This window comes from Oscillospiraceae bacterium (assembly GCA_034925865.1).
In the GTDB taxonomy this organism is placed as follows: Bacteria; Bacillota; Clostridia; order Oscillospirales; family SIG627; genus SIG704.
The window spans coordinates 46,718-72,408 of sequence record JAYFRN010000008.1; the positions used below are offsets into that span (position 1 = coordinate 46,718).

29 protein-coding genes and 2 tRNA genes are annotated in these 25,691 nt (G+C 40.6%); 7 read left to right on the forward strand and 24 right to left on the reverse strand.

Translation table 11 applies throughout. From position 1 onward, the window contains the following. Positions 1-108 precede the first annotated feature (108 nt). The 9 genes from VB118_04860 to VB118_04900 form a co-directional block, all read right to left on the reverse strand. The gene (locus tag VB118_04860) at positions 109-441 is read right to left on the reverse strand and encodes a hypothetical protein (protein ID MEA4831933.1); all 333 of its coding nucleotides are present in this window, start codon (positions 439-441) and stop codon (positions 109-111) included. Continuing rightward, a complete protein-coding gene (locus VB118_04865; protein ID MEA4831934.1) occupies positions 425-700 on the reverse strand; it encodes a hypothetical protein in 276 nt (91 codons plus the stop codon). The genes VB118_04860 and VB118_04865 overlap by 17 nt, the downstream gene beginning before the upstream one ends. Continuing rightward, positions 697-1,389 carry an NlpC/P60 family protein gene (locus VB118_04870; protein ID MEA4831935.1) on the reverse strand — a complete coding sequence of 231 codons (693 nt, stop codon included), beginning with the start codon at positions 1,387-1,389 and terminating at the stop codon, positions 697-699. Before VB118_04870 ends, VB118_04865 begins: the two co-directional genes overlap by 4 nt. Positions 1,390-1,408: 19 nt before the next feature. Further along, positions 1,409-1,840: a hypothetical protein gene (locus tag VB118_04875; GenBank protein MEA4831936.1), complete on the reverse strand. Its 432-nt coding sequence runs from the start codon at positions 1,838-1,840 to the stop codon at positions 1,409-1,411. Between the two features lie 7 nt (positions 1,841-1,847). Continuing rightward, positions 1,848-2,300, reverse strand: coding sequence for a phage head-tail connector protein (locus VB118_04880; GenBank protein ID MEA4831937.1), 453 nt, complete (start codon positions 2,298-2,300; stop codon positions 1,848-1,850). Positions 2,301-2,329: 29 nt separating this feature from the next. Next, positions 2,330-3,466: a hypothetical protein gene (locus VB118_04885; protein MEA4831938.1), complete on the reverse strand. Its 1,137-nt coding sequence runs from the start codon at positions 3,464-3,466 to the stop codon at positions 2,330-2,332. Positions 3,467-3,499: 33 nt separating this feature from the next. Then, positions 3,500-4,084 carry a phage scaffolding protein gene (locus VB118_04890; GenBank protein ID MEA4831939.1) on the reverse strand — a complete coding sequence of 195 codons (585 nt, stop codon included), beginning with the start codon at positions 4,082-4,084 and terminating at the stop codon, positions 3,500-3,502. A 171-nt stretch (positions 4,085-4,255) separates the two neighbouring features. Continuing rightward, positions 4,256-4,453, reverse strand: a complete 198-nt coding sequence (locus VB118_04895; protein ID MEA4831940.1) for a DUF4926 domain-containing protein — start codon at positions 4,451-4,453, stop codon at positions 4,256-4,258. Positions 4,454-4,464: 11 nt separating this feature from the next. Beyond that, a complete protein-coding gene (locus VB118_04900) occupies positions 4,465-5,445 on the reverse strand; it encodes a minor capsid protein (GenBank protein ID MEA4831941.1) in 981 nt (326 codons plus the stop codon). On the opposite strand from VB118_04900, the gene VB118_04905 reads away from it, so the two are divergent. After that, on the forward strand, positions 5,432-6,088 hold the full coding sequence (locus tag VB118_04905) for a WYL domain-containing protein (protein MEA4831942.1): 657 nt from the start codon (positions 5,432-5,434) through the stop codon (positions 6,086-6,088). The genes VB118_04900 and VB118_04905 overlap by 14 nt on opposite strands. 673 nt (positions 6,089-6,761) lie before the next feature. Next, positions 6,762-6,893 (forward strand): hypothetical protein, encoded by a 132-nt coding sequence (locus VB118_04910; GenBank protein MEA4831943.1) that lies wholly within the window; start codon positions 6,762-6,764, stop codon positions 6,891-6,893. 165 nt (positions 6,894-7,058) lie between these two features. Here VB118_04910 and VB118_04915 read toward each other — a convergent pair whose 3' ends face one another. Next, positions 7,059-8,189, reverse strand: coding sequence for a helix-turn-helix transcriptional regulator (locus VB118_04915; protein MEA4831944.1), 1,131 nt, complete (start codon positions 8,187-8,189; stop codon positions 7,059-7,061). Between the two features lie 259 nt (positions 8,190-8,448). Here VB118_04915 and VB118_04920 point away from each other — a divergent pair, with 259 nt between their 5' ends. Beyond that, positions 8,449-9,375 carry a recombinase family protein gene (locus VB118_04920; GenBank protein MEA4831945.1) on the forward strand — a complete coding sequence of 309 codons (927 nt, stop codon included), beginning with the start codon at positions 8,449-8,451 and terminating at the stop codon, positions 9,373-9,375. Between the two features lie 278 nt (positions 9,376-9,653). Here VB118_04920 and VB118_04925 read toward each other — a convergent pair. From VB118_04925 to VB118_04945, 5 genes are all read right to left on the reverse strand, one after another. Beyond that, positions 9,654-9,730: transfer RNA gene (locus tag VB118_04925), tRNA-Val, on the reverse strand. Between the two features lie 63 nt (positions 9,731-9,793). After that, positions 9,794-9,885, reverse strand: a tRNA-Ser gene (locus VB118_04930). A 162-nt stretch (positions 9,886-10,047) separates the two neighbouring features. Continuing rightward, positions 10,048-11,556: a hypothetical protein gene (locus tag VB118_04935; GenBank protein MEA4831946.1), complete on the reverse strand. Its 1,509-nt coding sequence runs from the start codon at positions 11,554-11,556 to the stop codon at positions 10,048-10,050. 459 nt (positions 11,557-12,015) lie between these two features. Next, positions 12,016-12,573, reverse strand: a complete 558-nt coding sequence (locus VB118_04940; protein MEA4831947.1) for a chromate transporter — start codon at positions 12,571-12,573, stop codon at positions 12,016-12,018. After that, the gene (locus tag VB118_04945; protein MEA4831948.1) at positions 12,560-13,147 is read right to left on the reverse strand and encodes a chromate transporter; all 588 of its coding nucleotides are present in this window, start codon (positions 13,145-13,147) and stop codon (positions 12,560-12,562) included. Before VB118_04945 ends, VB118_04940 begins: the two co-directional genes overlap by 14 nt. A gap of 142 nt (positions 13,148-13,289) precedes the next feature. On the opposite strand from VB118_04945, the gene VB118_04950 reads away from it, so the two are divergent. Then, complete coding sequence (locus VB118_04950) at positions 13,290-14,180, forward strand: LysR family transcriptional regulator (GenBank protein ID MEA4831949.1); 891 nt, start codon at positions 13,290-13,292, stop codon at positions 14,178-14,180. On the opposite strand, the gene VB118_04955 is transcribed toward VB118_04950, so the two are convergent. Continuing rightward, positions 14,165-15,877 carry an FAD-dependent oxidoreductase gene (locus tag VB118_04955; protein ID MEA4831950.1) on the reverse strand — a complete coding sequence of 571 codons (1,713 nt, stop codon included), beginning with the start codon at positions 15,875-15,877 and terminating at the stop codon, positions 14,165-14,167. The genes VB118_04950 and VB118_04955 overlap by 16 nt on opposite strands. Positions 15,878-15,932: 55 nt before the next feature. On the opposite strand from VB118_04955, the gene VB118_04960 reads away from it, so the two are divergent. Beyond that, positions 15,933-16,625 carry a Crp/Fnr family transcriptional regulator gene (locus VB118_04960; protein ID MEA4831951.1) on the forward strand — a complete coding sequence of 231 codons (693 nt, stop codon included), beginning with the start codon at positions 15,933-15,935 and terminating at the stop codon, positions 16,623-16,625. A gap of 54 nt (positions 16,626-16,679) precedes the next feature. On the opposite strand, the gene trxA is transcribed toward VB118_04960, so the two are convergent. From trxA to VB118_04980, 4 genes are all read right to left on the reverse strand, one after another. Further along, a complete protein-coding gene (trxA, locus tag VB118_04965; protein ID MEA4831952.1) occupies positions 16,680-16,988 on the reverse strand; it encodes a thioredoxin in 309 nt (102 codons plus the stop codon). 199 nt (positions 16,989-17,187) lie between these two features. Beyond that, positions 17,188-17,409 (reverse strand): hypothetical protein, encoded by a 222-nt coding sequence (locus VB118_04970; protein ID MEA4831953.1) that lies wholly within the window; start codon positions 17,407-17,409, stop codon positions 17,188-17,190. A gap of 274 nt (positions 17,410-17,683) precedes the next feature. Continuing rightward, complete coding sequence (locus tag VB118_04975; GenBank protein ID MEA4831954.1) at positions 17,684-18,271, reverse strand: hypothetical protein; 588 nt, start codon at positions 18,269-18,271, stop codon at positions 17,684-17,686. Between the two features lie 472 nt (positions 18,272-18,743). Next, positions 18,744-20,126: an InlB B-repeat-containing protein gene (locus tag VB118_04980; GenBank protein MEA4831955.1), complete on the reverse strand. Its 1,383-nt coding sequence runs from the start codon at positions 20,124-20,126 to the stop codon at positions 18,744-18,746. A gap of 525 nt (positions 20,127-20,651) precedes the next feature. Here VB118_04980 and VB118_04985 point away from each other — a divergent pair. Then, on the forward strand, positions 20,652-21,935 hold the full coding sequence (locus tag VB118_04985) for a glycoside hydrolase family 18 protein (GenBank protein MEA4831956.1): 1,284 nt from the start codon (positions 20,652-20,654) through the stop codon (positions 21,933-21,935). 172 nt (positions 21,936-22,107) lie between these two features. Here VB118_04985 and VB118_04990 read toward each other — a convergent pair whose 3' ends face one another. Next, positions 22,108-22,554, reverse strand: a complete 447-nt coding sequence (locus VB118_04990; protein MEA4831957.1) for a staygreen family protein — start codon at positions 22,552-22,554, stop codon at positions 22,108-22,110. A 292-nt stretch (positions 22,555-22,846) separates the two neighbouring features. Between VB118_04990 and VB118_04995 the strand changes: the two genes are divergently transcribed. After that, positions 22,847-23,005 carry a hypothetical protein gene (locus tag VB118_04995; GenBank protein MEA4831958.1) on the forward strand — a complete coding sequence of 53 codons (159 nt, stop codon included), beginning with the start codon at positions 22,847-22,849 and terminating at the stop codon, positions 23,003-23,005. Positions 23,006-23,124: 119 nt separating this feature from the next. Here the strand turns inward: VB118_04995 and VB118_05000 are convergent, their stop codons facing one another. From VB118_05000 to VB118_05010, 3 genes are all read right to left on the reverse strand, one after another. Continuing rightward, positions 23,125-23,535: a hypothetical protein gene (locus VB118_05000; GenBank protein ID MEA4831959.1), complete on the reverse strand. Its 411-nt coding sequence runs from the start codon at positions 23,533-23,535 to the stop codon at positions 23,125-23,127. Positions 23,536-23,919: 384 nt separating this feature from the next. Then, positions 23,920-24,717, reverse strand: coding sequence for a flagellar motor protein MotB (locus VB118_05005; protein MEA4831960.1), 798 nt, complete (start codon positions 24,715-24,717; stop codon positions 23,920-23,922). Next, positions 24,714-25,538 carry a MotA/TolQ/ExbB proton channel family protein gene (locus VB118_05010; protein MEA4831961.1) on the reverse strand — a complete coding sequence of 275 codons (825 nt, stop codon included), beginning with the start codon at positions 25,536-25,538 and terminating at the stop codon, positions 24,714-24,716. Before VB118_05010 ends, VB118_05005 begins: the two co-directional genes overlap by 4 nt. Positions 25,539-25,691 lie beyond the last annotated feature (153 nt).

Here is a 25,691-nt window from a genome sequence, read left to right on the forward strand (position 1 = left end):
TTTTAAGTAAATAAGAAAAGAATTACGGTGTTATCTTGATTTTTTATCAAATAGTGAAAACAGCGGACAAACTTTGATGCTTGCCCGCTTTTCTTTTTATAAAAAAACTTATTTAATCTCCACTGCTGCCGGTGAAGGCGATTTCCCTAAATCCTTACATAGTTCGACATACCCCGCTTGAATCGATTCTTTAATTTTTGCTTCGTCGAAATATTTGCCGAAGCGATCTACAAGGATTCCATAAACATAATTAAATTTCTGTTTGCCTTGATTCGTTTCAAAAGTCGTAAGCGCGACTGCGCAAAGCGATTTCGCTGTATCAAAAAGTCTCCGATCCTTTAACCATGGTACCGCGACCTTTGCGACCCAGGTCGATACCAGCGTTACGATAATACCCATAATCGCAAGGATTATTTGTGTGAAATCAATCGTGTAAGTCATTGTTTTGTTCTTCTCCCTTTTCTTTTTCAGTATTTTTGATATGGTCAGCATATCCTTTCAGATATGGCTCTTTGTTATTGTATTTTCGCTTATTACCGTGAAGGTATCCGAGTATGCTAAGCTCGCCGACGCAAGCCCCAAATACGCATGAAATAAGCGTTGACGGCTCACTTCCGACAATGATGAATATAATCAGGCATACTATCGTAAACACGGCTAAAAACGAGAATATGCTGTATACAACCTTATCGACATTCATATCTTTTTCAGAAACTGGAGCGCGATCCGGCTGAAAAGCTGAAGGATCAGCGCATTTGCTCCATCCTTCAGGCTCATCACATTCATTGCTTTGCCGATGAACCGCTCCGGAACGCTTTTGCCGTTGATGTACCTTGCACCGGGGAGAATCGTCACACGGTCGCCGGCTTTGAGCTGAGGCTGGTTCGCTGCCGATGAGACGCTGTAATCAATCCACGGGCATTTACCCCACCACTTCCACGGACGATCTGCAAGCCGAGTTTTAACTACGCCATACTGGAAGCCGCGAGCTTCGATGACTTCCCCGCCCCCTATGTACACGCCGACATGACCGGACATAAAGACAAGCGTGCCGGGTATTTCGGGAATTGTGTTGATATCGCCTTTTTCTGTGCATTTCGTGCGCATGCCGTTTGCAGAAACGTCCTGATCTTCGCGGTACTTTGCCGGGCTGTTTGCGTCAACGCTCCACAGATAGCCCTTGATGAGCCCTACACAATCGTGTACCTTTTGACCGATATGCTTTTCTCTTGCCAGGGCGACGCGAGTGTCTGACCAGTACACCGGGTATGTCTTCGCATACCAGTCTAGATCGCTTGTGTTTGCAAACTGCCCAAACGAACCGTACCAATACGGTTTACCGAGTTGTGCTTTGCAATAATCGACAAGACTTTTTGCTGTTTTTGCCATGGTTTCAACCTCCGTTTTCTTAATCATTTTTATGGTTTTTTACTACGATCTGACCGTGATCGCGTTCAAGATGCTCATTAAGCCGGTTGTGTTCCATTTTTGCGGATTCATAAATCGATGGGCGGCCGACAACTTCAAAATTATATACAATCGAACTGTTTGGGTCAGATCGTCCAAATCTTTTCAGGGCAATCTTATCACCTGGGAGTATCAAAAAGTCAGGTGGAGAAAAAACTACAGCATCGTAGTCGATTTTGTTCTGCGCTTTCGTCTGCTCACTTTTATCGGACCCTTTCGAAAGTGCGCAAATAATATTAGAATAAACCACAGAAGGAACGGATTTCGTGATCTTATTCGTTCCTGTCTGTGGCGTTGTTCTTGATATTATGGCAGTATCTTCGTATGTTCGTTCAATGGCCGCCCTTTCGGCAGCGGCATATCCGAAGCTCATTATCTGATCACCACCTTAATTTTCGATATTCGTTCAGTACTGTCTTCCATCCGAAAAAGTCGCCGCCGTCAGCCCCCATGTTGAAAGTTTGCGCCGATCCGGAAGCGCCGGAAGCATTAGCAAATGATGTTTGCACATCGCCACGCTTTACAGACGCCACCGGACCCACAGTAGCTGAGGCGTCGCCGAGTCCCGCGCTTTTATAATAACTGACGACCATGACAATGAGAACTTTTTCAAGAGGTGTTGGAAGCGTGTCCTGCCCGGTATAGGATAAGACCATATCTTCAATCGTTTGAATAACAAATTCAAGAACCCCATCCTGATCCATACTTGTTATACCGAGCAGGACCTTAATTTTTTCAAGTCTGGAATAAGTCGGCGACATAAGAGTATGAAAAAGTTGGTTCTTTTCAAGGTCAGTCAATCCTTCAAGTGAATTCATTATTTGTTCTAACACGTATTTCACCGCCTTATACTATAACTTAATTAAGCAACAACGATAGTTGCGTTTCCGGCTTTCTTTGCCTTATTGTCATCGACATCAACTTCCGCGATGGTGATCTTGTACCCGTTGGTTGCTGCGAGCTCGCCAGAAGCGGGAAGATCAGTCCAACCAGTCGTCAATACATCGTTATACGCGACAGCTGGCGCGGTTGTGGCATGAGTCTTGTATACAAGTTTTCTACCGGGAAGTGCTGTTTCTGTAACTGTAATTACAGTATTTCCTGCCGCTTCTGCATCGGCAGAAGCAACTGTCAAGGTTCCGAGAGTACCAGCGCCCTTTTCATAAAAGAAAATCAGATCAGGGGTGAGTGCCTTTGTTCCATAATCATAGAAGAAGGCCACACCGTAGTCGTTGGAGAGTGGGATCTTTTCAGGATCTTTGTAAGGGTAAGTCACAACAGGCTGAGCGATTGCGCCGTCAATCATCAGAATAACTTCAATCCCGTAAGGGAGATTTACACTGGAGTAAGTTTTTACGTTGTGAAAAACAGAGAATTCTTCTGCCGCTGTGTTTACGTTGGCATTATTTACGCCTTTATCGAGATAATTTCTGATCTCACCGTAGAAAGACGGGGAGCACACAAGACGCATAATGCTTCTCGGAATACCTCTGACATAGTCATTTTTCACGGTTTCAAGTTTCTGAATCATGTCTTCCAGCTTCTTTTCAATCGTATCTATGCCAGAAGCGGGTTCATATGATGCGCCGGCGATGACGGCAGTCTGGAAGAAAGCTTCATCAAGTTCCGCAACAACGGTGTCAACATGGTTGTCTGCGCGTCTTGTCATAATGTTTCCGACACCGAATGTGTCAAGATCAAACTTTGCGGCTTCTTCAACGATTTCGCGATGCTGGTCAAGGTTTACAGTAGTAGGCGGAATATTCAGCTTGTCGCCAGCTCCAGCGGCTCTTGCTGTTCCGTATACCTTTGAAGCGCTGTTCTTAAATCTCTTGAATTCAACAGAACCAGCGGCGGGGTTTCCAGTGTAAGCCTGTGACTTCAAACCACTGGACAATGTTTCTTTTTGGATATTCCCAATTACGAAGCCGGAAACATCTTTTAAGTCGACTTTAGTCGAACCGGATTCGAACAGAGATATCGCTTTTGTTCTTGCCATTAAAAATCAATCCTTCCTGTTTTTAAGTTGTTATTAAAAAATAACCGGGCCTTCCGGAGCGGCTTTTGCCGGCGGATTTCCACCCGGAGCGGGTTTTGCTCCTTTAATGTCTGTTTTTTGTTCCTGTTCCTTAAATAGATAGGCCTTTGATTCCTTGATCGGTTTAATCAAGCCATCAAGGTCAGTTTTCAAATTACCGGAATCATCGACATCGATCTTTTCAAGATCCAGAAGTGAAATGATATCAGCTGGGTCATGTGCTTGGCTGGCAAGCGCCATTTTCAAAGCCGTGTTTTTCTGAATCTTCTTGATCTCTGCCGTATGGTTTGTTTGCAGCGTAGTAATTGTGTTCTGGGCAGCCTTTACATCGTCGGCGAGTTTTGCGGGATCTCCGGAACCGCCCATTGCCTTTAAAGCTTCGGCGGCAGCTTTCAGAGCGTTTTCAGCGCTTGCCTTTCCGCTGTTTGCGCCGTTGTACTTCTCGGCGGGGACGAAAGACCCGTCATTTCCGACTACTACGTCAACGTCCTTTCCATCCTTACCCTTGCCTTTCAACGCTGTTTCAACCTGAGTCGTAAGTTCCGTTCCCAGAATAGTTTTAATATTTTCGCTTAGCATAAGATTCCTTTCTCCGCTGTCTTTTTCGTGACTTCCACACGCTTTGCGGCTCCGTCTGTGCGCCGGACGGTTACGGCTTTTGTGTGTATGAAAAAGACGCCACCGGGAATGGTGACGCCTTAGTCTGCGTAAAAGGGCATAAGAAAACGCCGGCCATATGGTCGACGTTTTCTATTTTTTTTGAAGTTCGCTTTCCGTGAATTCCTTATCAAAAGACGTTTTAAAAGTGTCGCCGTCCGAGTCAAAGAATTCGACAGTGTAAGCCTCCCCATTCCCGTGAATGTAAACAATTGTTCCTTCTGTTCCTCTTTTTATTCTGGTTTTGGGATCGTCTTCTTTTAAAACAACTATATCATATAGTTTTAACATAGTCTTTTACCTCATTTATTTTTCTTGTAAAATGTTGCGGTTATCAGACGTGGAATATCCGATTCACTATCTATTTGCCATACGGTATTCAAGTGTAGGTAACGATCTTTCTTTCCGTACATAATAACAGGAACTGTATATTTGGTACCATATCTCGTTGTAATGCCCTTAGTTGCCGGCGACTTTTGTACTTCCCTAAATAGTTTGTCAGAAAATTCATTCCAGTTTTGATAATGATAACCTAAAACTTTATTTATTACGTGAGCTTTGTCTTTTCCGCGTGGGTGGTTACTATTTAAAAGATAATCCTGGATTTTTTCCGATGGCGTAGACGCTGCTCCTGCATTCGGTAGTATTTCCCGTTTTGACACACTGTTATATAAATGAGTCTTAGCCGCCATATATGAATATTTTTCAACGTTCTTATACTTCATATTTTGGAACGCTTCAAGTGTCTCAGGTATTTCTTCTGAAGGAAGAATTGTTCGGTAAGAGTCGTATTGTTCCGTATCCGCTTTTTTATTATAAACCTTTTTCCGCTCGATTTCAACGTATCCTTCTCCATAAGCGGCTGTCTGGTAATCATACCACTCTTGGTATGTCATATTTCGCGGCATTTCCTCGCCTGAATTATACCAGTCCATTTCATCATCCGGATCGTATTCAATCGTTGTGCATCTACAGCTAGGGTGCATAGGTGGGAAATTAACGCCCGTCTGCGCTTTATCGACCGGAAAATGCTTACCATCCAGATCACCGCATACAGAGCACGTACGGACTTCCAGCGTCGCCATGAATTCATATTCCTTCACACCCGCTGCTTTGTATGCCGCCTTTTCAGCTTCATTATGAAAATGGCTTGCCTCTGTACGTATAAGCTTTTCAGCATTCTTAAAGGACTGCCCCATTCTGTCTGACATAGCCGAGGTGATACTATGCAGCAGCCCAAGTGGGATATATACGAAGCGGTTATTCTCCATGAAAGCTATCATGAGACACTCAAAGGTGAATTACCAAGATCACGCATTGTACAAAGAGTTTCTGCCGATTTGCGGAGAATGGCTATTAACAATGGTGTTGAAATTTACGATATCTATCGAAACTGTAGGTTTTTTGGAAGAAGCGCTCCAACAAAAAAAGAGGGTGTCATTTTACTATTTTGACCTTAATGAACACAGCGAAAAGGTATATCGTAAAAGCAAGGAGCGATACATTGTAGAGCCGATGGCACTGGTTTTTAATGAGGACAATTATTATCTAACATGCTACAGTTCAAAGTATGATGGAATCTGTAATTATCGTGTGGATCGTATGGAGTTATTAGCAATAAAAAAGCAGGCAGAGGATATTGAAAACAGAATAGAGATAATTAACAGCGGTGAAAATTCAATAAATGAACTTTCTATCTTAGAAAGGGAAGAGCGTGCAAGTTTTAAATTTATTGTTGAAAATGCTGCAACTATAATTAAAAATGCATTGGTGAAAATAGAGTTTTTTGAGTCAAAGAAGAGATTTGCTACAAATGTTGTAAAGTTATGGGATAGTTGGAGTGAAGACTATAAGATATTTAAAACCACGTTGAAAGATGATCTTAAAAATGCTTGTGAAGATGACAGTATTGAAAGTGAGGAATAACCCATAACTGTTAATAAACATTTTTTGCAGATTTCAATAGCAGAAACCGGACGACTCAAGGGACTAGATTACCGTAAATCCACGAAGCACTCGGCAAAAAGAATGAATAGCCCAACTAACACTGTTAAGCCAAGGTGTTTAGGCAGAGCAAATCATACACTTTTATTTTTCATTGAACCCTGTTATTTTTTATAGAACTATTTTATTTTTCCTCTAGGGGTATTCAAATTCTCCCTTACACCGGAAGTGCTAGGGAAACCCCATAACGCAGAAAAAGCCTGCAATACAAAGGATTTTGAATACCCCTACGGGGCAAATCCCTTGTATTACAAGCTTTTCTAATAGGCAAAATAAAAAGGTACTCAGTGGAATTGTATTGTCCACTGAGTACCTTTGTGATTATTGTAGGCTGTGTAAGGGTCTGAACCCAAACCAACTCATAATTCGTGAAAAGTATTGTATATTAAGCTTTTTGGGTGTAGAATAATGACATAGGTAATAATTCCTATAATTTCAAGTAGGCTATTATTACCCCCTTGGCATTTTGCACCCCATTATGTTGGCACGGCGAGGGGCAAAATTAAAATGTTCAATGAGGAACGCTTCAAGGAATAAGGTTTAATTCCTGTCACCCGCACCATATAGCAGGACATTCAGAAAGAGTGTCCTACTTATGCAGCTCGCACATCGTCTGAAAAACAGCGCGCTGTCATCCTGCTCATGCGACGCGCCGGACTTTTTGTATTTTCGGTTTCAGTCGCGCTCAGATGAAATGTATACTCTCCGTACTACAATTCCGCATTAGCAAGTATCGCGCGGACGGACAGTTCGTAGATTTTATACTTGAATCGTTGAACGATATCACCTCGCTATCTGGTACATTATAGCATGAAATCAACATAATGGCAATATGAATACCACTCCCACTATAAGAGTAAAGAGACAGCCCCGCCGAAGCTGGGCTGAAATATTACACGAAGCATTCCGAATATCTGTCGTCAGCTTTTATTGCTTCAATCAGATCTTCGGGCGCGGCTGAAAGCCATCCCTTCCATGAACCCCCAGGTACGGTTGGAAAATTATCACTCGGAAATGTGACCTTTGAAACAAGTGGCGCTGTATAGTGATACAAGCCGGTGTTGCGTATCGCTTCATATTTCTTCTCATGTGTAAATCCGATATTGAAATATTCCATTGCTCTTTCTGTATTTCCTTGCCGGGCGGTAAATATTGCGCTCCACAAATACAGTTCACGTAAATCGGCATGACAAATTCCGCAGTTTCCATCATCAAGAATTGATTCATATAAATGGGCAACATCAAGAAGTTTTTGTATGCCGGATTCGCTCCAACACATTGACAGCTTTGACATAACTGCAGTTTCCATAACATTTTTAAGCTGCCTTATCAGTGCAATAAGCGCTTCGCCTTGGTATAAATCACGCTTTTCTCCTTCGGCCGCGGCAGAAAGCAGAATCTCACGACATATTGTAACGGAATCCTGTCGCAAAGCCATAGCTTCTGCTTTATCAGTTGCGCCCATAGAAGCATACAAGCGAATAGCAACTGTAATAACTGCCATCCGATCTTCAGAGTCAATATTCAATACAAGAACTCGTTCAAACAAAGACAATGCTTCTTGCCAGTATTCATTTTGCGAATTGTATTCAATATCATTCTGTGTGTAATCACTGCCGTCTACTGTCTTTCCGCGAGCGCCGTACTTTTGCCATCCAAGCTGTGTGAGCGCGTATCCGAGGCGAACTAAAAGCTGCGGTTCGGACGGAAATTCTGATATTGCCTCCCGAAGCAGAGCGACACATGGCATCATATCCCCTTGCGCATTCAGATAATCGTCCGCTTTACACATAATTAATTTCATTTTACTGTCGCGGTCGTTGTCATATCCAAATAATTCATCAATCGTGATGTGAAAATAATTCGCAATCGACGGAATGATCTCCATATCGGGATACCCACCATTTGCCTCCCAGCGCGAAACGGCCTGACTCGTTACACCGAGCGCGTCCGCCAGTGCTTCCTGTGTCCGACTGTCTCGTTTACGTAACACTCTGATTTTTTCTCCTAAATTAACTTGCATAATCGCACCTCCACTATTTGTTCACCGGTGTGATTTTATTATAACAAGTAATAGTAATATAATCAATAATCAAATTGTTGTTACAATATCAAGTAATACTTGTAAGATCATATCATCCCATTTTCGAAGGGCGGATCATCCATGACGGCAGCAAATATTCAGCTCATGTGCGCACGGTGCAACTTACGAAACCACGATAATATTGAGTAATTATAGAAAACCAAGTTCTATCCAGTTTTTTGCGTAGAGGAACGGTGTTATGGAGAAAAAGGTTACTGTAATTTCTGCGAGAAAAGATGTTGCGGGAATAAAAAAAGTCGGCATATACTGCCATGTCAGTTCGCCATCTAGCGCTCAACTTCATAGCCTTGCTGCACAAGCATCATATCTGACGAAATATGTGATGAGCCACATCGGTTGGCGAATAGCGGACATCTACATTGATGTGGAGAGCGGTTCAAACACTTTTGGCCGTGCTGAGTTTAATCGTATGATTGAGGACGCCAAGAAGGGAATCATTGATCAAGTCGTAACAAAGAGCATTAGCAGGTTTGGACGGAACGCAGAAGATGTACTTACCGCCGTTCATTCGCTATCGTCTCATGGCGTTCATGTTTATTTTGAGGAGCAATCTATTGATAGCCAATCGCCAGAAAGCGAATTATATATATCGATATTCAGCGGGCTGGCACAAGCCGAAAACCTCAATCTTAGTCAGAATATCAAATGGGGTATACGTAAAAAAATCGAAGATGGCTCATCACCTATATATGATCGACCGTGCTATGGCTACCAAATAGATGAGACTTCTACATTTATTACCGTGCCTGAGGAAGCTACTGTCGTTCGCAGGATATTTGCCATGTACCTATGTGGGATGAGTGTTCTAAAGATTAAGGCTGCGCTTGAGGCGGATAGAATCATGTCACCAACCGGGAAGAGTAACTGGAGCAAGCGTACCATCGATATCATCCTGTCAAACAAAAAATACTGTGGTTTCTCTGTGGTCAAAGGAGAAAAGGGGACATACGAGCGTGAAAACCACCATGAGCCAATCATAACGCTTGATCTCTTTGAAAAAGTTCAGACAACCAAAGCAGAACGGACCAATGTTGAGATAGGCGAAGATGGAAAACGGCATCGAAAAAGCACAAAATACTCATCGCAAAAGACATCACAAAAGTAATTAGCCTATGTGACATATGGCTTTAATTAGATTAGCCTGACGATCTTGAACCTTTTAATTTTGCCCTATACAATTTAATTTTGCCTCTGTTGCCGCTTGAGGAGGGGTGCAAAATTTATTTGTAAACTTAAGAGCAAAAATCAGCATCAAATAAAAAAACGAGACAGGACGGGCTTTTTGCACCCCCTTGTCTCGCTTTTCCCTTGTACTACGGGCTTTTCTAATAGGCAAAATTAAAAGGTAGTCAGTCAATTTGTATCATTGACTGACTACCTTTGTGGTGGAAACAGGGGGACTCGAACCCTCGACCTCACGGATGTGAACCGTGCGCTCTAACCAGCTGAGCTATGCTTCCTTATTAATGCGGCCGGGAAAACAGCCGCGCTTTTGAAAAACACGCCCAATCAAGGGCGTGTTATGGCGGAAAGACAGGGATTCGAACCCTGGGAACGGTATTAGCGTTCACACGATTTCCAGTCGTGCGCCTTAGACCAGCTCAGCCATCTTTCCGTGACTAAATCAAGCTTGATTAGTATACATGAAATACAGAAAAAAATCAAGTGCTTTTATAAAAAAAGCCAAAATATTTTAAGTGGCCCCGTCTCAAAGAGATGACTCAAAAAAGAGGTAAACTCTTTGAGCAAACTCAATGAGACGGGGATTTTTAAATATTCATTCCAATATGCTTTGATATGCGTCTATATAATCCTGTATCTGTTTAGTTGCAGCGGATTCTATGGCGGCGTAATCCGATGCGAAGGTATTTTTACCTGTACTAGTCATTTGGGCGAATTTTACATCAAATCCGCCGATGCCGAGAACTATACCAGGATCGTAATCTGCTGTATCGAATATTAGATCGAGGCAGAAACGGCTTTCCTCATCACGGGCAACAATACCTTTGAGGACACGATCATAGTATGCCGGCAGCACAAGGGTTCTTCCGTAATATGAAAGCGCTTCTATAACCGCGCCTGCGGCTTCGGCATTTTCGGAATACTTTGGAATAGCAATAACGGGAGTCGCATAACTGAAGCTGTGAGCGTAATTTGCCTGTTCCGAATCATACTTAGGATAAGGAATTATTCCGAATGCGTCTTCCATAACTCGGCATTGAATAATTCTGTAAACTGCAGTTGAACGGAACATCAGGCGGTTTTCGGTGAACATTGTATTGCCGTATTCCCAGGGGCTGCGTCCGTCGGTATCTGAGGTAGCTATCTTAGATACATGAAAAGTTGATGTCGGATCTGAAAACAGATCTATTACACTTTGTACGATTTCTATATTTTTTGTACTGTATATTGATAAAACCGGGAGGTCATCCGCACTTTTTTCGCAGATATGCATTCCGCATCCGTTAAGCTGCGCTATCGCATCGGAATAATCGGTCAGATATCCCCATTGATCCTTAGCGGTGCCTTTACCGTCGTCGTTGAGATCTTTGTATACATCCTTGCACATTTCATGAAGCACATCTATTGTCCATGTGTTATTCTTGATATGTTCATACGGACTCGTGAGGCCTCGTTCGCTGACCATCCCCTTGTTGAACATCAAAGCGGAAAGCCCGTCATTGTCGACTGTGGAGATATCGCCAAGAACGAAATACAGCTTGTTTGCTATTGATTGCTGCTTTACGAAGTTCTGCGTATACCATGGGTTTGACAAATTCATTGATTTAAGAGACATAAGGTCTACAAATGAACCATTCTGAGCGAGCGGCGCAACATCGCTCAACTCGATATGTATAAGATCATATGTGCCGCTGTTGCTGTTGATATCGGCAGAGGCATCGTTGGCGACAGAGGTGCCTGAGACAATTTCGGTAATTTTGACTTTATATAATTCAGAAAGCTTTTCCATGCGATTGTAATTTGCGTCGTTTATAGGGTCATCCGTGTTGCCACTCGTAGCGGTGAAATCGTTATACTGAGCCCAGCCCGCTGATTTCGGACGGAGTATCACAAATTCTTTACCGCCGAAATCAAGATCCTTCACAGGCGTAAATTCCGCCTGATTGTCACCGGTTTCAATATTTGTCTTGGTAGAGGTTTGTGATGATTTGGTGGATACTGTTCCGGGAACCTGAGGAGAACATCCCGAAATAAACAGCATGACGGTTAAAAGCGAGGAAATCAGCAGAATAAGAACTATGCGTATGCTTGATTTTGTTCTCATGGCGTACCTCTTTATATAAAATAATAATAACGCGTATTTATAATAAATATTTTGAGTCAATATCGGCAAATAAATAAACTTGCCGTTAAGATTATAAATTAAAATATTAAGAAATACATATTATATTGAACAAAAATATATTAACATATTATACCCATGTTGTCAATAATAAGTTTATAATTATCACTTAACAGGAAATAAAATCATGTGCGATGTCTGCATTTGGTAACGGGTTATGTGTCTGTCCTTATTATTGCATCAACGACTGAAGTATACGTTTAAACAACATTTATATAAGCCATGTTTTATATGAGAGAAAAGCTTCATTTGTAAGAGCTTTTCTCTCTTCAAAGATAATTATTTAAATGCCGAGACAATTAAAAAGAAAAGCCCATATACCAGAGCCTTTTTCTCTCTTAAAGCTGTAAATTGTGTAATTACCGAGTTAATAATTTTATATTATTTAATGACGCTGTATGCAACGCCACCGATCACGCCTGCGGCAAGCATTACGGCTATTGGGTTCAGCTTCCATTTTCTCAGCATGAAAAACCCTGTTACGATAACCAATACCGGTAAAAAATCAATGTTTAGCGATACTGCTCCCTCATTCCAAAGCGTAAGTACAAGAATTTTAGCTCCTGCCGCCGCAATAAGTCCAACGACAGCCGGGCGAAGACCAGAAAGAATACCTTCGACCGACTTCAACCTTCTATATTTGCGGTAAAGTAAATATAAAAGCAGCACAATAACAAATGATGGCAAAATACATCCTAGTGTAGCAACTATAGCGCCTGGGAATCCCGCAATTTTCGTACCCACAAAAGTCGCTGAATTAATTGCTATAGGTCCGGGTGTCATCTGTGAAATGGTGATAAGATTGGTAAATTCGGTCATATCCATCCAGCCGTGTAATTCTACCACCTGAGCCTGTATGAGAGGAAGAGCTGCGTATCCGCCTCCTATGCTAAATAATCCGACTTGTAAAAATGAAATAAACAGCTCAAGATATATCATTTTTTTCCTTATCCTCCTTTTGGCGTTTTGGGTTTATTATACTTACGAGACCCAAAGCCGCGGCGGCCAATATGACATAAATAACATTGATGTTTAAAACGAATACGGCAAAGAAAGCAAACAGCATATCAAATATCAGCAATACACTTTTTTGTTTTACTATTTTGCTTCCCATATCATATACTACATCCATTATGACCGCGCATACTCCCGCCTGCATGCCGCGAAGCACATTTGCAACGATAACATTGGAAGTAAAAGCTGTATAAAAAAACGAAATCGCAGTCAGGATAATAAGCGGCGGCATTACCGTGCCGAGAATTGTGACAAAAGCTCCTCCGAGTCCGGCAAGCCGGTAGCCGACAAGCACTGACACATTCACGGCCATTGCTCCGGGAGAGCTTTGCGCAATGGCTATATAATCAAGCATTTCTTTTTCATCTATCCAGCCAAGCTTGTCAACAAATTGTTTTTTCATAAGAGGAACGATTACATATCCACCGCCGAAAGTAAACGCGCTGAGCTTAAAAGTATAATAAAAAAGCTTTAAATAAAATGTAATATCCTTTTTCATGAATTCTCCTGTTCGAATCGTTTATAAATGTCCTTAGCAGCTTTTTTGTCATTATGTGATTATAATTTTAACACTTGACTTAATATAAGTAAAATAATATAATAACATAGTGAAGATAATGCTTTCAATATGACGAGGCGGTATGACACTCAGGCATCTGAAGATATTCGTAAATGTATGCGATGAAAATAACATGACAAGAGCCGCAGAAAAGCTTTACATGGCTCAGCCTGCGGTAAGCTGCGCCATACACGAACTTGAGGAATACTATGGAATAACACTGTTTGACCGAATTTCACATAAGCTGTATATAACGGAGCAGGGTAAAACCTTTCTCGGTTACGCGCGGCATATCACGGCGTTATTTGATGAAATGGAAAAGCAGGTAAAAAACGCCGATGCCCTCGGTGGATTCCGAGTGGGAGCATCGAATACGGTCGGAACGGTTTATATGCCTTCAATTATCGCAGAATTTAAGAGATTATATAATGATTTTATTGTGTCTGTATGCGTGAATAATTCAGACACGATAGAAGAAATGCTTCTTAAAAACGAGCTTGATTTTGCCATTATCGAAGGTATCGTTCATTCGGATAATATTATCTGCAGACCGATCTCTTTTGACCGCCTTGCAGTCGTATGCAGACCAGATAATCCGTTGCTTAAAGAACCCTTCATTGATATCGAACGTTTCGCGTCAGAGCCGTTTTTACTCCGAGAAAGAAGCAGCGGAACCCGTGAAATGTTTGAGAACGCCATGGCCATGCTTGGTTATACAGTTAAACCATTGTGGGAAAGCACAAACACCGAGGCATTGATCATGGCCGTGATCAACAACCTCGGTATTTCCGTGCTGCCATATGTGCTTGTTAAACAATATATTAAATTAGGTCAGGTTTCGGAACTAACCGTTGAAAAGCTCAGACTTGACAGACAGCTATGCATTATTTATCACAAGAATAAATTTTTATCGCCTGTAATGAGGGATTTTCTTATGACATGTGAAAAAAGCATCGATCATCTGCATGAATAACACGGGTAATCTTCAATTTTGTTTATTCCTGATGACTTGAGCGTTTTTTCTATATTTGCGTAAAGCCGCCATCCGCCAGCGAGATTATAACAATCATATCCGTTACCAGAGAGAATCCGGCAGGCGATATAGCTGCGAAGCCCGCTGTGGCAGTGAACAAATACAGGTTTATCTTTGGAAATTTGATCTAGCTTTGATCTTAAAACATCCACCGGTATGTTTATAAAGCCGCCGATGTGCCCGTTTTCAAATTCTGCCACGGTACGCACATCGAGCAGCGTAACGCTTCCGTCACGCGGTAATTTGGCGACATCATGCCAGAAAAATTGTTTTACTTTTCTTGATATGACGTTTTCCGCGACATAACCTGCCATATTTACCGGATCTTTAGCACTGCCGAACGGAGGCGCATAGCATAATTCAAGGGTTGTCAGGTCTGTAATCTTGGCTTCAAAACGGATAGCTGTCGCGAGGACATCCATTCGCTTGTCCACACCGTCGAAACCGACTATCTGCGCACCCAATAGCTTTTTAGAATCTTTATCCCATATGACTTTTATCGACATGTTCTTCGCACCTGGATAATATCCGGCGTGAGAACCCGAATAAATATAGGTTTTATCATAAGCTAACCCGGAATTTTTTGCCGAACTTTCGTTGATTCCGGTTGTGCCGATGGTCATGTCAAACAGCTTGAGCACAGAAGAGCCTTGTGTGCCATTGTATTCGCTTTCTATCCCGCAGATATTGTCTGCGGCGATCCTTCCCTGTTTGTTTGCAGGCCCGGCAAGCGGAATAAACGCGCTCTTTCCGGTGATAAAATTATTAACTTCAATTGCATCACCGACAGCATATATATCCGGTATGCTTGTTTTCATATGGCTGTCCGTTATTATCGAGCCGTGCGCATTGGCCGTTATTTTTGCTTTCTTTGCCAGAGCGGTGTCAGGTCGTACGCCAACAGACATGATAAGCATATCCGCGCCGATCGTTTTGTCGCCCGACGCTGTCGAAACAGCAATATCAAGGCCTTCATCTTTTTCTGTAATCTCTTTAACCCCGCTGTTCAATAACAGCTTTATTCCGCTTTCGGCAATATAGCTGTGCACATCGGCGGCCATATCAAAATCCAGCGCGCCGATAAGATGATCAGCAAGCTCAATAACGGTTACATCAAGCCCAGCCTTTTTGAGGTTTTCCGCCATTTCTACGCCTATATATCCGCCACCGGTTATTACGGCGGTTTTGGGATGAGAGTTTTCAATATAACTTTTGATTTTTATTGTGTCGGGTATGTTTCTGAGAGTGAAAACCTTATCCGAGTTTATACCAGGGATCGGAGGTTTTACAGGTTCGGCTCCGGGTGAAAGGACCAGCTTGTCATAGCTTTCGATGTATTCGCTTCCATCTGAAAGGTCACGGACCGTAATTGTTTTGCTTTTTGAATCTATTTCAACAACATCATTTTTTACACGAACATCTATATTAAAGCGAGCTTTAAAACTCTGCGGAGTCTGCAAAAGAAGAGCTGCTTGATTTTTAATTTCTCCGCCTATAAAATAAGGCAATCCGCAGTTTGCGTATGAAATATATTCTCCTCGCTCAAAAATTATTATTTCTGCTTTTTCATCAAGTCTTCTGAGCCTTGCCGCGGCCGATGCGCCGCCTGCCACGCCTCCAATAATAAGAACCTTCATTTTTTATTATCCTTTTAATATTACATTTGTAAATTTTATACACGGGGGATCATTTATGCCTGATTTTAAATGCGCCGAGCTTTTCGGGAAATACTTTCCTTTTTGGGAAAAGCTGAATAACGATCAGCGTGAGCTTTTATGCCGTCATACAACGTACGCAGTATATGAAAATGGACAGAATATACACGGGGCGAGTGGTGAATGCACTGGGGTCATACTTATAAAAAGCGGTCAGGCCCGCTCATATATGCTATCCGAAGACGGAAAAGAAATTACGCTTTATCGGCTTTTTCCAGGAGATATCTGCATGCTGTCCAGCTCATGTATATTGAGAACTATCACATTTGACGTGTTCGTGGATGCGGAGGTTAAAAGCGAAGTGTATATAATCAGCTCTCAGGTAATGGCTCAGCTTGCTGACGAATGTGTTTATGTCGAGAATTTTGCGCTGCGAGTCGCGACGGAGCGTTTTTCAGATGTCATGTGGGCAATGCAGCAGATTCTCTTTATGAGTATGGACAAACGTCTCGCTGTATTTTTAATCGACGAGCTTTCCAAAAAAAGCGGTAACGATTCATCGCCTGATACTGTTGATTTAACTCAGGAACAGATAGCCAGATATATGGGCTCTGCCCGTGAGGTCGTATCGCGTATGCTGAAATACTTTTCTTCTGAAAAGCTCGTCGAGGTTTCAAGAGGAGGAGTTAAGATAATTGATAAAGAACGGTTGAGAAAAATGGCGTTATAAGCTTTGAATCCGAAGGGATGCTTGCATATAACTATCATCTGTATTCGGATTGGATCAGCCGAGCATCGAAAGAATTGCTTCCTTGGGCTTTGCGCCTACCGTGCGTTTTACTATCTGGCCGTCCTTCATTACTATTAACGTAGGTATACTCATTACGCCGAATGCCTGCGCGAGCTCAGGCTCTTCGTCAACATTGACTTTTCCGACCTTGGCATCGGTTATCTCGCCGGCGATTTCGTCTACTATTGGTGATACCATTCTGCACGGACCACACCAGCTTGCCCAGAAATCGAGAAGTACGGGTTTATCTGAATTCTTGACTTCCGATTCGAAATTTTTCTTTGTGATTTTTAATACTGACATTGTTTTATCTCCTTTTAATACAATTAATATTTGTGTACTGTTTTTTGGTACGCCTTTATTATACCCTTTTTATATATATTTACTGTGATTTAGTCACACTTTAAAATTCAGATATTATTCATACTTGTTTTTTCACATAAAACCGCCGGTATAAGAAATGACACCCATCGAATCGGGTGTCGTTTCTTGCTTTGAGCTGTTATTTCTTCTTTTCTTTTTTCTCTTTATTCTCTTTAGATTCTTTTTTGGACTTATCCTTTTTTTCGCCCGGAGTAACAGTCGCATTGACAAGCTCGGCGATGTTATTAGCCTCCGCTTTGCTTTCGGGAGGAGTATTTACATAACCGGTTCGGTCATTTACCGATGCGACCGGGGCGTTGTCCATAGCATTTTCGAGATGAGAATTCTTCTTTTTATCCATGGGTACGGCTCTCCTTTCGTTTTGATACAATATTCTTTGACTAATATGGAATTATTATTCATTTAACACTGCAAATATATTTATGAATTTACGGAATGAGTTAGTTAGAAAAGGAGGTACCGCATGTATAGAGTTTATAATTGGTAGTAATTATTAAATTTGAAACGGAGGTATAGGAAAGCTGATCATATATATTATCAAGCTGTTCCATAAAATTAGAACAGTATATTCTTTATGAAATTCTGTGTTTGTTATGTTTTTCTCCTTTCAATTTTCAATCATTATTAATATCGTCAGTTATTATTTCAAACAAATATAAAACATCATTTTCATCTAACTCGCTATAATAAAAGAAATTATTTGATGAGTCTTCAAAAAAGCCGGCATCAAAACCATGATAACTCTTTACGCCATTGCTCATAAATTCTACAATCACCTCTGCGTCACAACTTCCACCAGTCCCGATTACTATCGGAAGCAATCTGTAAGAGTCATATGTTATATTTTCAGGTATTTGCAAGTTCATTTTTGTATAGGTTCTACACTCAACAGAACCTCTATCAGTTACATAAATCGAATATTCATCAGTCGGTGATTTGCATATTATTAAATCATATGAAGATACAGGCACGTGTCCTTGATATATTATGGTTTCTTCGGATGGTAATGCTAAAAGAGGTTCATCGAATTCTTGACTTTGTTCTTGATTATAAGTGTTTATCGGTTTGCTCTGCTCTGTGTCAACAGTTTCTAACATATCCGGAACATTCTGTTCTGTGTCGTTATTTGTCGGTTTATTCTGGCAACCGGTGAGCAAAATAGCGGCAATTATCATGCATGTTCCTATTTTTCTTAAGACCATGTTTACCCTCCCTCAAAGCAAAGCGTCTATACTTACATTTCGGTTATTACGTCATATCTCATTCGCCTCATTTCCATATTATACAAATCAATTCTTATGCGGATGAAGCTCACTTGAAGATGATATCCTATTGTCAATTATATTGTATCAAATTTTGTAGAAATATCAATTAATTATTGTAACGATTGTTTTAACATTTATACATCCAACTTTAACCATTGTATGAATAATTAATATGGAAGCAATTATATATAAACAATAGTATATAAAAAATCCTATTAACAAAAATGTAACCTACTGCAGAAAGTTGTGATCGCCTTTTTAGGAAAACACTGTTTAAGTTTTCCATTATAATGATTATGACAATATAACTCAAGCCGCCTGATAATAGTATCAAGCGGCTTATTTGAATTTTGACAAATGATTATTTTTGATTTAAAAGTCTATTGCCGAAATAATAATCTGTTTATGCTTATGCCTTTTTCTTCTTTACTCCGAAGAAAATACCGATACCAACCGCAACAACGACAACACCGATCACTATGTAAAGCCATGTATTATCCGGAGTATCCTCTTCAACAGGCTGTTCATTGTTTACAGGCGCTTCGTTTGTAGCAGTTGCCTCATCGGTTGTTATTACTTCTCCGGTCTGTTCATTGTTCGCTTCTTCAACCTTGGTATACTGCGCTGTTATCGTTGTATCCGAATTTATCGCATCAAATGTTTTATCCCATCCCGTAAATGTATATCCCTCACGTGCCGGATCCTTTGGAGGTGTTGCTTTTTCTCCGTCACCGACATTTACTGCTTTTAACTCTGTTCCGTCATAATCCGCAAAGGTTACTTTGTAAATTTTTATAAACTGAGCGGTGACTGTCGTATCAGCTGTAATTTTTGAAAAAGAAACATCCCATTTTGAAAACTTATAGCCGTCTTTTTTAGGAGCAGCCGGAGCGATTCCCGCTTCGTTAGCAAATACTTTCTGTGTGGAAATGACAGAACCGTCATCATTCTTGAAAGTAACTGTGTATCTGGAAAATGCCGGATCCGCGGAGGTATCTGACGCAGATAAATCCGAAAGAATGATTTTATTAAAACCGACACGTGAACTGTCTTCCTGAGGTGCGCAGACACCGTCGCCCCATGAAAGCCATCCGTCATAATCGCCGTCTGTTGCGGACAGCACAACTGTGGTAAGACCGAATACTGAATCTGCTTTGACCTTTTTAAGTAAATCGCCGCTCATAAGATCGTTCCACGGAATAGCAATTTCATACGATGTATAGCTTCCGTCATTCTTGATTTTAAGTAATGTATCCTTGCCTTCCACATTTGAAAAAACACATGACCATGAATGTTTATAAAGTGTTCCGTCTGTGGCAAGAGCAAACATTATTTTATCGGCATCCGATGCAAATGCGTTTCCCGCGCCCAAGGTATCAAAGCTTATTTGAAGCGCGTCGCCATTCCAGACGTTTCCGCTATCGGCTTTATCTGCATATTTATTAAAATGGGTTTTATCTGCAGTTTTAACTGCCATATAAAAGAAATCATTATCCCAACGCAGCCAAATATCATATGTCTGATCGGGGTTTTTGGGTGCATCGGCAAATTTGCCTGTATTTCCGACTCTCATTGAAATTACACTGCAGAGCGTACCGTCGTCTTTAACTGTACGGGTAGGCTTGCCCCATTCGCTCTCGGAAATCACGCCGTCAACAGTTGGTTTAGCGTCGAATTTCCGGACGCATGCCGCATCCTGCATTCTTTCAACACTTGCTGAAACCGCAAACGGAAATGAAGCCATTACAAATAAAAGCGCAAGAATAAGAAATAAGCTCTTTTTGATTTTCATTTTCAATTTACCTCACTTAATATTTTTCTATTAACCCGGCATTAAATAATAATACTATTTAATTACCGTTTTAATTATGGTTGATATCCGGGATATGTCTTCTCGGTATAAGTAAGTTGCATTTATCAAGATTTGTATGATAACGGTTAAACTGTTTTCATTTTTAATCGTTATAAATCCTCGTATTTAATTTCTTTTCTAATGAAGACTTTTAAATCATGTCCAATAAAATCCATACCGCTGCATGATATATTAACATATTATTGCTTATATGTCAATATAAACCATTAAAATTATATTTTAATATAACAAGATTTTAGCTTGATTAAGTGAAATGCATTAAGCCAGCCTCTTTCCCGAAAATGTATTATTAAAATCATAAGCATCTGCATTATGTAATACATTACGGCAATAACTCATATGATTATTATTAAATGGCAATCAAGTAATAGAAATATTATATAACAGAGCTTTTAATATTTGCCGCATAAATAATGTAAACACCAATTTATTAAAGGAGCCAATATGCAGATTCATGTTGTTCAAGCCGGGCAAAATTTAACGGGCATTGCAAAAATATATAATTCTACAGTAAAAGCAATCGCATTGGCTAATGAACTGCCTAATCCTGACCGTCTTGTAACAGGTCAGGCGCTGGTGATACCCATAGTGGGAAGCTATTATTGGGTTCAACCTGGTGACAGCCTTTACAAAATCGCCTTACGTTTTCAAACGACTTATCAGACAATAGCAAAAATAAATAATATTAAACCTGAAAAACCGCTTTCTATCGGATTTAAACTATACATTCCTCCTCTTCCGAAAAGGAGCGCGGAAATAAACGCTTACGCGGAGCCTGCAACCGGGATTGTCTCGTCTTCTTTGGAGCAATCCGTGAGAGAAGCGGCCCCGCTGTTGACATATCTCGCACCTTTCAGCTTTCAAATCAAAAGAGACGGCTCTTTGAAAGAGCCTCCGCTAAACAATTTCAGAGAAATTGCGGATAATAGCGGCGCAATTCAGTTAATGGCGGTAACCAATATTGAAGACGGCCAGTTCAGTACAGAGCTTGGCCGGGTCATCCTGACTGACGATGCTCTGCAAAATACACTCATTGATAATATTATATCTACCGCAACTCGTTTGGACTTTAAAGATATTCATTTTGATCTGGAGCATTTGCCTCCCGAACTACGCGAAGACTATAATACCTTTCTCAGAAAAGCCAAGGCGAGATTAAGCCCGAAAGGATTTTTGATGTCAACAGCTCTGGCGCCAAAGGTAAGCGCCACCCAAAAGGGCTCATGGTATGAAGCACATGATTACAAAGTTCACGGACAGGTTTCCGACTTTGTTGTAATTATGACTTACGAATGGGGATACAGCGGCGGACCCGCTATGCCTGTTTCTCCTCTGCCGCAGGTAAAGCGTGTCATTGAATACGCTCTGACGGAAATACCCGCTTCAAAGATCATGATGGGACAAAATTTGTATGGATATGATTGGACTCTGCCTTTTGTAAAAGGCAGCACGGCGAGAGCAATAAGCCCGCAGACAGCTATTTTACTGGCTGCCGATAATAAAGTTTCGATCAGCTATGATACCACAGCTCAGGCACCCTATTTTGATTATATGGATACCAACAGAAAACGTCATACCGTTTGGTTTGAAGACGCGAGATCCATTCAGGCAAAATTCAATCTGATAAAAGAGCTTGCTCTCAGAGGCATCAGCTATTGGAAACTGGGTATTCCTTTCCCTCAGAACTGGCTATTAATTAAAGATAATTTTGATGTGGTAAAACGATAATACCTGAACAATAAAATTTCATACATAAAAGCCCATACGCCTGCCGGTATATACATACCGTTATTGCTTATGGGCTTTTTTTGTTATGTAAGCAGGTTAATAAAATATTTTGCGGGTATTACCCTCTATCCGATGATGCAAGCGGAGCATAATATTATACATTGAAGAAAATTTATTTATAATCTCCGATAGTTTTGAAATTATATGTTTTGTCATAATTCGGATTATTTGAAATAAAATGAATCAAAACAGGCGAATTATCAAGCGTCGGGTATTTCTCGAATAAAAACCGATCCGCGCGACGCAAAGCCTGTAATGCAGTCGGCATTTCATTATAAAAAATTTTGTTTCGGATAAAAGGGTTTCCGATAACGCCTTTGCCGTCTACAAGAACAGAACCTGTTAAAATAAAACCTCTGTTCTTTTGAGTCCAGGAAATTCTCACTTCATCACGCATTTTACTGACCTTATCCTCAGCATAATCCGAAGCTATATAAACAAACAGATCCGCTGTTATATCAGAATGTGTTATGGTATATTTCCTTCCTATTACAGGCTCATATGGATTTATTGTATCTCTGTACTGTGCAAACACTTTATCGTCTTTCAGTTCTCTCATTTGGCATACCTCTTAATTATATTTATTAATATGGTATGCCGAAAATAATAAATATGTTTATGTTTTTTGAACTCCTTTAACAAATATAGCTTTAAACGTCTTTTTTATGAGTATTTCCCGATTATTAAAACGGCATTTAAATAAGCCTTGTTTTATAAGAGAGGAAAGTCCATATACAAGAGCCTTTTTTCTCTTTTAGCGTTAATTATTTTATTGCCGAGTTAATAATAAAATCCGAGATCATTTGAATAAAAACATACGAACACGAAATACTATTTCCCGAGGTGATAATATGGCAAAGCAAGGCATGAGAAGACCTGATCCGAAGGATCCGCACGGCACAGAGAGCAACCGGAAAACACATATACCGAAAAACGATGTTCCCCCGGTTCCCGAAATCCAGGGTAAAGCAAAATCCGGCAAGGAAGGGGCAAAACCCATACAGCATTGACTTTAAAAAATCCGCCTCCATATAATAAAATGGAAGCGGATTTTTATTAATTTATAATGAATTATGACCGCTGAAAATGTATTAAAAAGCGCCTGCCATAAAGCAGGCGCAATAACTATTTAACTGTGCCGAAGTGTGTCCAATAAGCTGCTGAATTCATCAAAGCAACCATTATCCATAGCTGTCATCGCCATTGCTAAAGCTTTTTCTTTAAATGGAGATTGTGGTTGCGGCTTTAAGTCATCATACATTTTTTCGTAAAGTTTTAAGAGCTGCTGGTTGGTCGTCTCTCTTGATTGTACAGCTGCCGCAACTGCTTCAGCTTTTGCCTGGTCGCCAAAGCCACCGTTAACACTCTCATTGTTTTGCATTTTTCCTATTGTATTGATTGCTTCATGAATATGTTCTGTATCCATACGGATCGTATCTATTTTCTTAAGCACATATTCAAGCGTAAACGTTTGATCCTGAGTCGCCGTTTCTTTGCTTTTTTCGTTTTTATTCTCTGTGTTGTTTATATTATCGTTCATTTTATGTTCCTCCAAAATGTTTTTTGGCGGACACGCAAGGCATATTGTATTTTCATCAACAAAGCGTGCCCTGCCATTTTTAACAAGACCTTTTGCCCGTTTCGGGTAGGTCGCTTCGTAACTGCTGCCTTTTTCATCGATAACAAAAATGTTTTTTTCTATGGGTGTCTTCCCCCTGTTGTCGAATTATTTAATAAATCTGCTGAACTGCCGTTTTTATTTATGGGTGCCGTCCCCAAGTTCGTATGTCATTATAATACAATAGTAAATATTTGTCAACATAATTTTTACAAAGGAAAACCGCTTTGATTGACGATAATTTGGAATCATGCACAATTTGAAAAAACCAACCGATACGATTATACTTCGGCTGGTTTTTTAGAATTATAAATTCTTCTTTGATATTCTTATTTCTACTCGCCTGTTCTGCGCCCAGTATTCTTCGGAATTTCCCTCAACATATGGACGATTGCACGAATATCCGGTAATTGACATTTTTGCTTGCGGAAGCTCGCATTTTTGAACCAGAAATTTTAACACAGACAACGATCTTCCAGATGATAGCTCCCACGAAAAGAAATCTGTGTCAGATTGTGGTTTTGATGTTATATTCGCCGTATGACCTCCAATATCAATGTTAGCGATCATATCGTACGATTCATTCAATATCTGGCCAATGGTTTCTATTATGGGATAGCTGCTCTCCTTTAATACCGATTGATCGGGGTAAAAAAACACTCCTTCAACAAAGCGGAAATAAATATACCCGTCCATTTTTTCAACGGATACTTTATCCTCGTATCCTCGTGCGCTCAAAATTGTGTTTATCTTATGGAACAACTCGTCAAATTCATCTTTTTGAACAACATTGCCTCCTGTCTGCGCAGAATCCTCTGGAATATCAACCGCATCAGTAGGATCAGTTTTTGTCAAAGGCGGCACATATATATAATCGCTTTCATCTGTATGAGAAGTGTCTGTAGGCTGTGATTCGACTATGGCTGTTCCGCCGCCGAAGTTTTCCGAAAAGCTCGACATTAATTTTTTGTATTTTTCGGCATCCACTGCGCTCATTGCATAAAGCGCGATAAAAAGAACAAGCAGATTGTTCATTAAATCAGAATATGTAGTAAGCCATCTTCCGCCGTCAATACTGGGTGAGCTGTTGGTTCGTCTTTTCATTTTTTCATCTGACCTTTGTTATCGGATTGGTCTTTAGACGCTTTTGTTTTATTCTTTCCTTCTATAATAAGGTACGATGAAAGCTGTTCGTTCAGCAATCTAGGATTCACACTATTTCTTATTGAGCAGACAGCTTCGATAATCATTTCCTTTTCAAGTCTGTAATTCGCGAGTCTGCTTCTGAGCTTGGTTGCTGTCGGTATAAAAATAAGATTTGCAAGAAGAACACCATATAAAGTTGTAATAAAGGCAACGCCGATCGCTTTTGTAAGAGCGTTCGGATCTTCCATTCCCGCCGCAAGGACCTGAATAAGTCCTATAATTGTTCCAACCATTCCGAATGCCGGACAAAACGCCGCGAATGAATCAAGCATCTGAATATTCTGGCTTCTGTTTTGCTCAAAGACATATATATCATTGCTTAGGATGTCACTGATCTTATCCGGATCTGTTCCGTCCACAACCATCAGTATACCGCGTTTTAGAAACGGATCAGTTTTCTTTTTGGGATCTTCCGCTGATATTAACTTTTCCAGACTAAGCAGTCCGCTTTCGCGCGCGGTTTTTGAAAGGAATAATAAATAATCCATTGTGCTCCGAATTGTGGATTTAGGCTTAATAAGTACTTCTATAAGCATTTTGGGAAGATTCTTCAGCTGATTCATTCCGTAGCAGGCAAATACGGCTCCTAATGATCCGCCGAGTGTTATAACAAATGCGCTGGCCATTAAAAGCTTACCGACGTTTCCGCCATCCATTGCGTATCCGCCGGCTATACTGCCGAATCCGATAATAAGTCCAAGTATGCTTGCTATATCCATTATATAAACTCCCGAGACGACATTTTTCAACAGAGATTATCATAAAACGGTAATTATTATAATTGCAATTAAATAATAACTATATGTGATTGAAAAGCTCCAAATATCGGAGCTTATCACAAGGCTATAATTATTAACTCGGCAATTAAATAA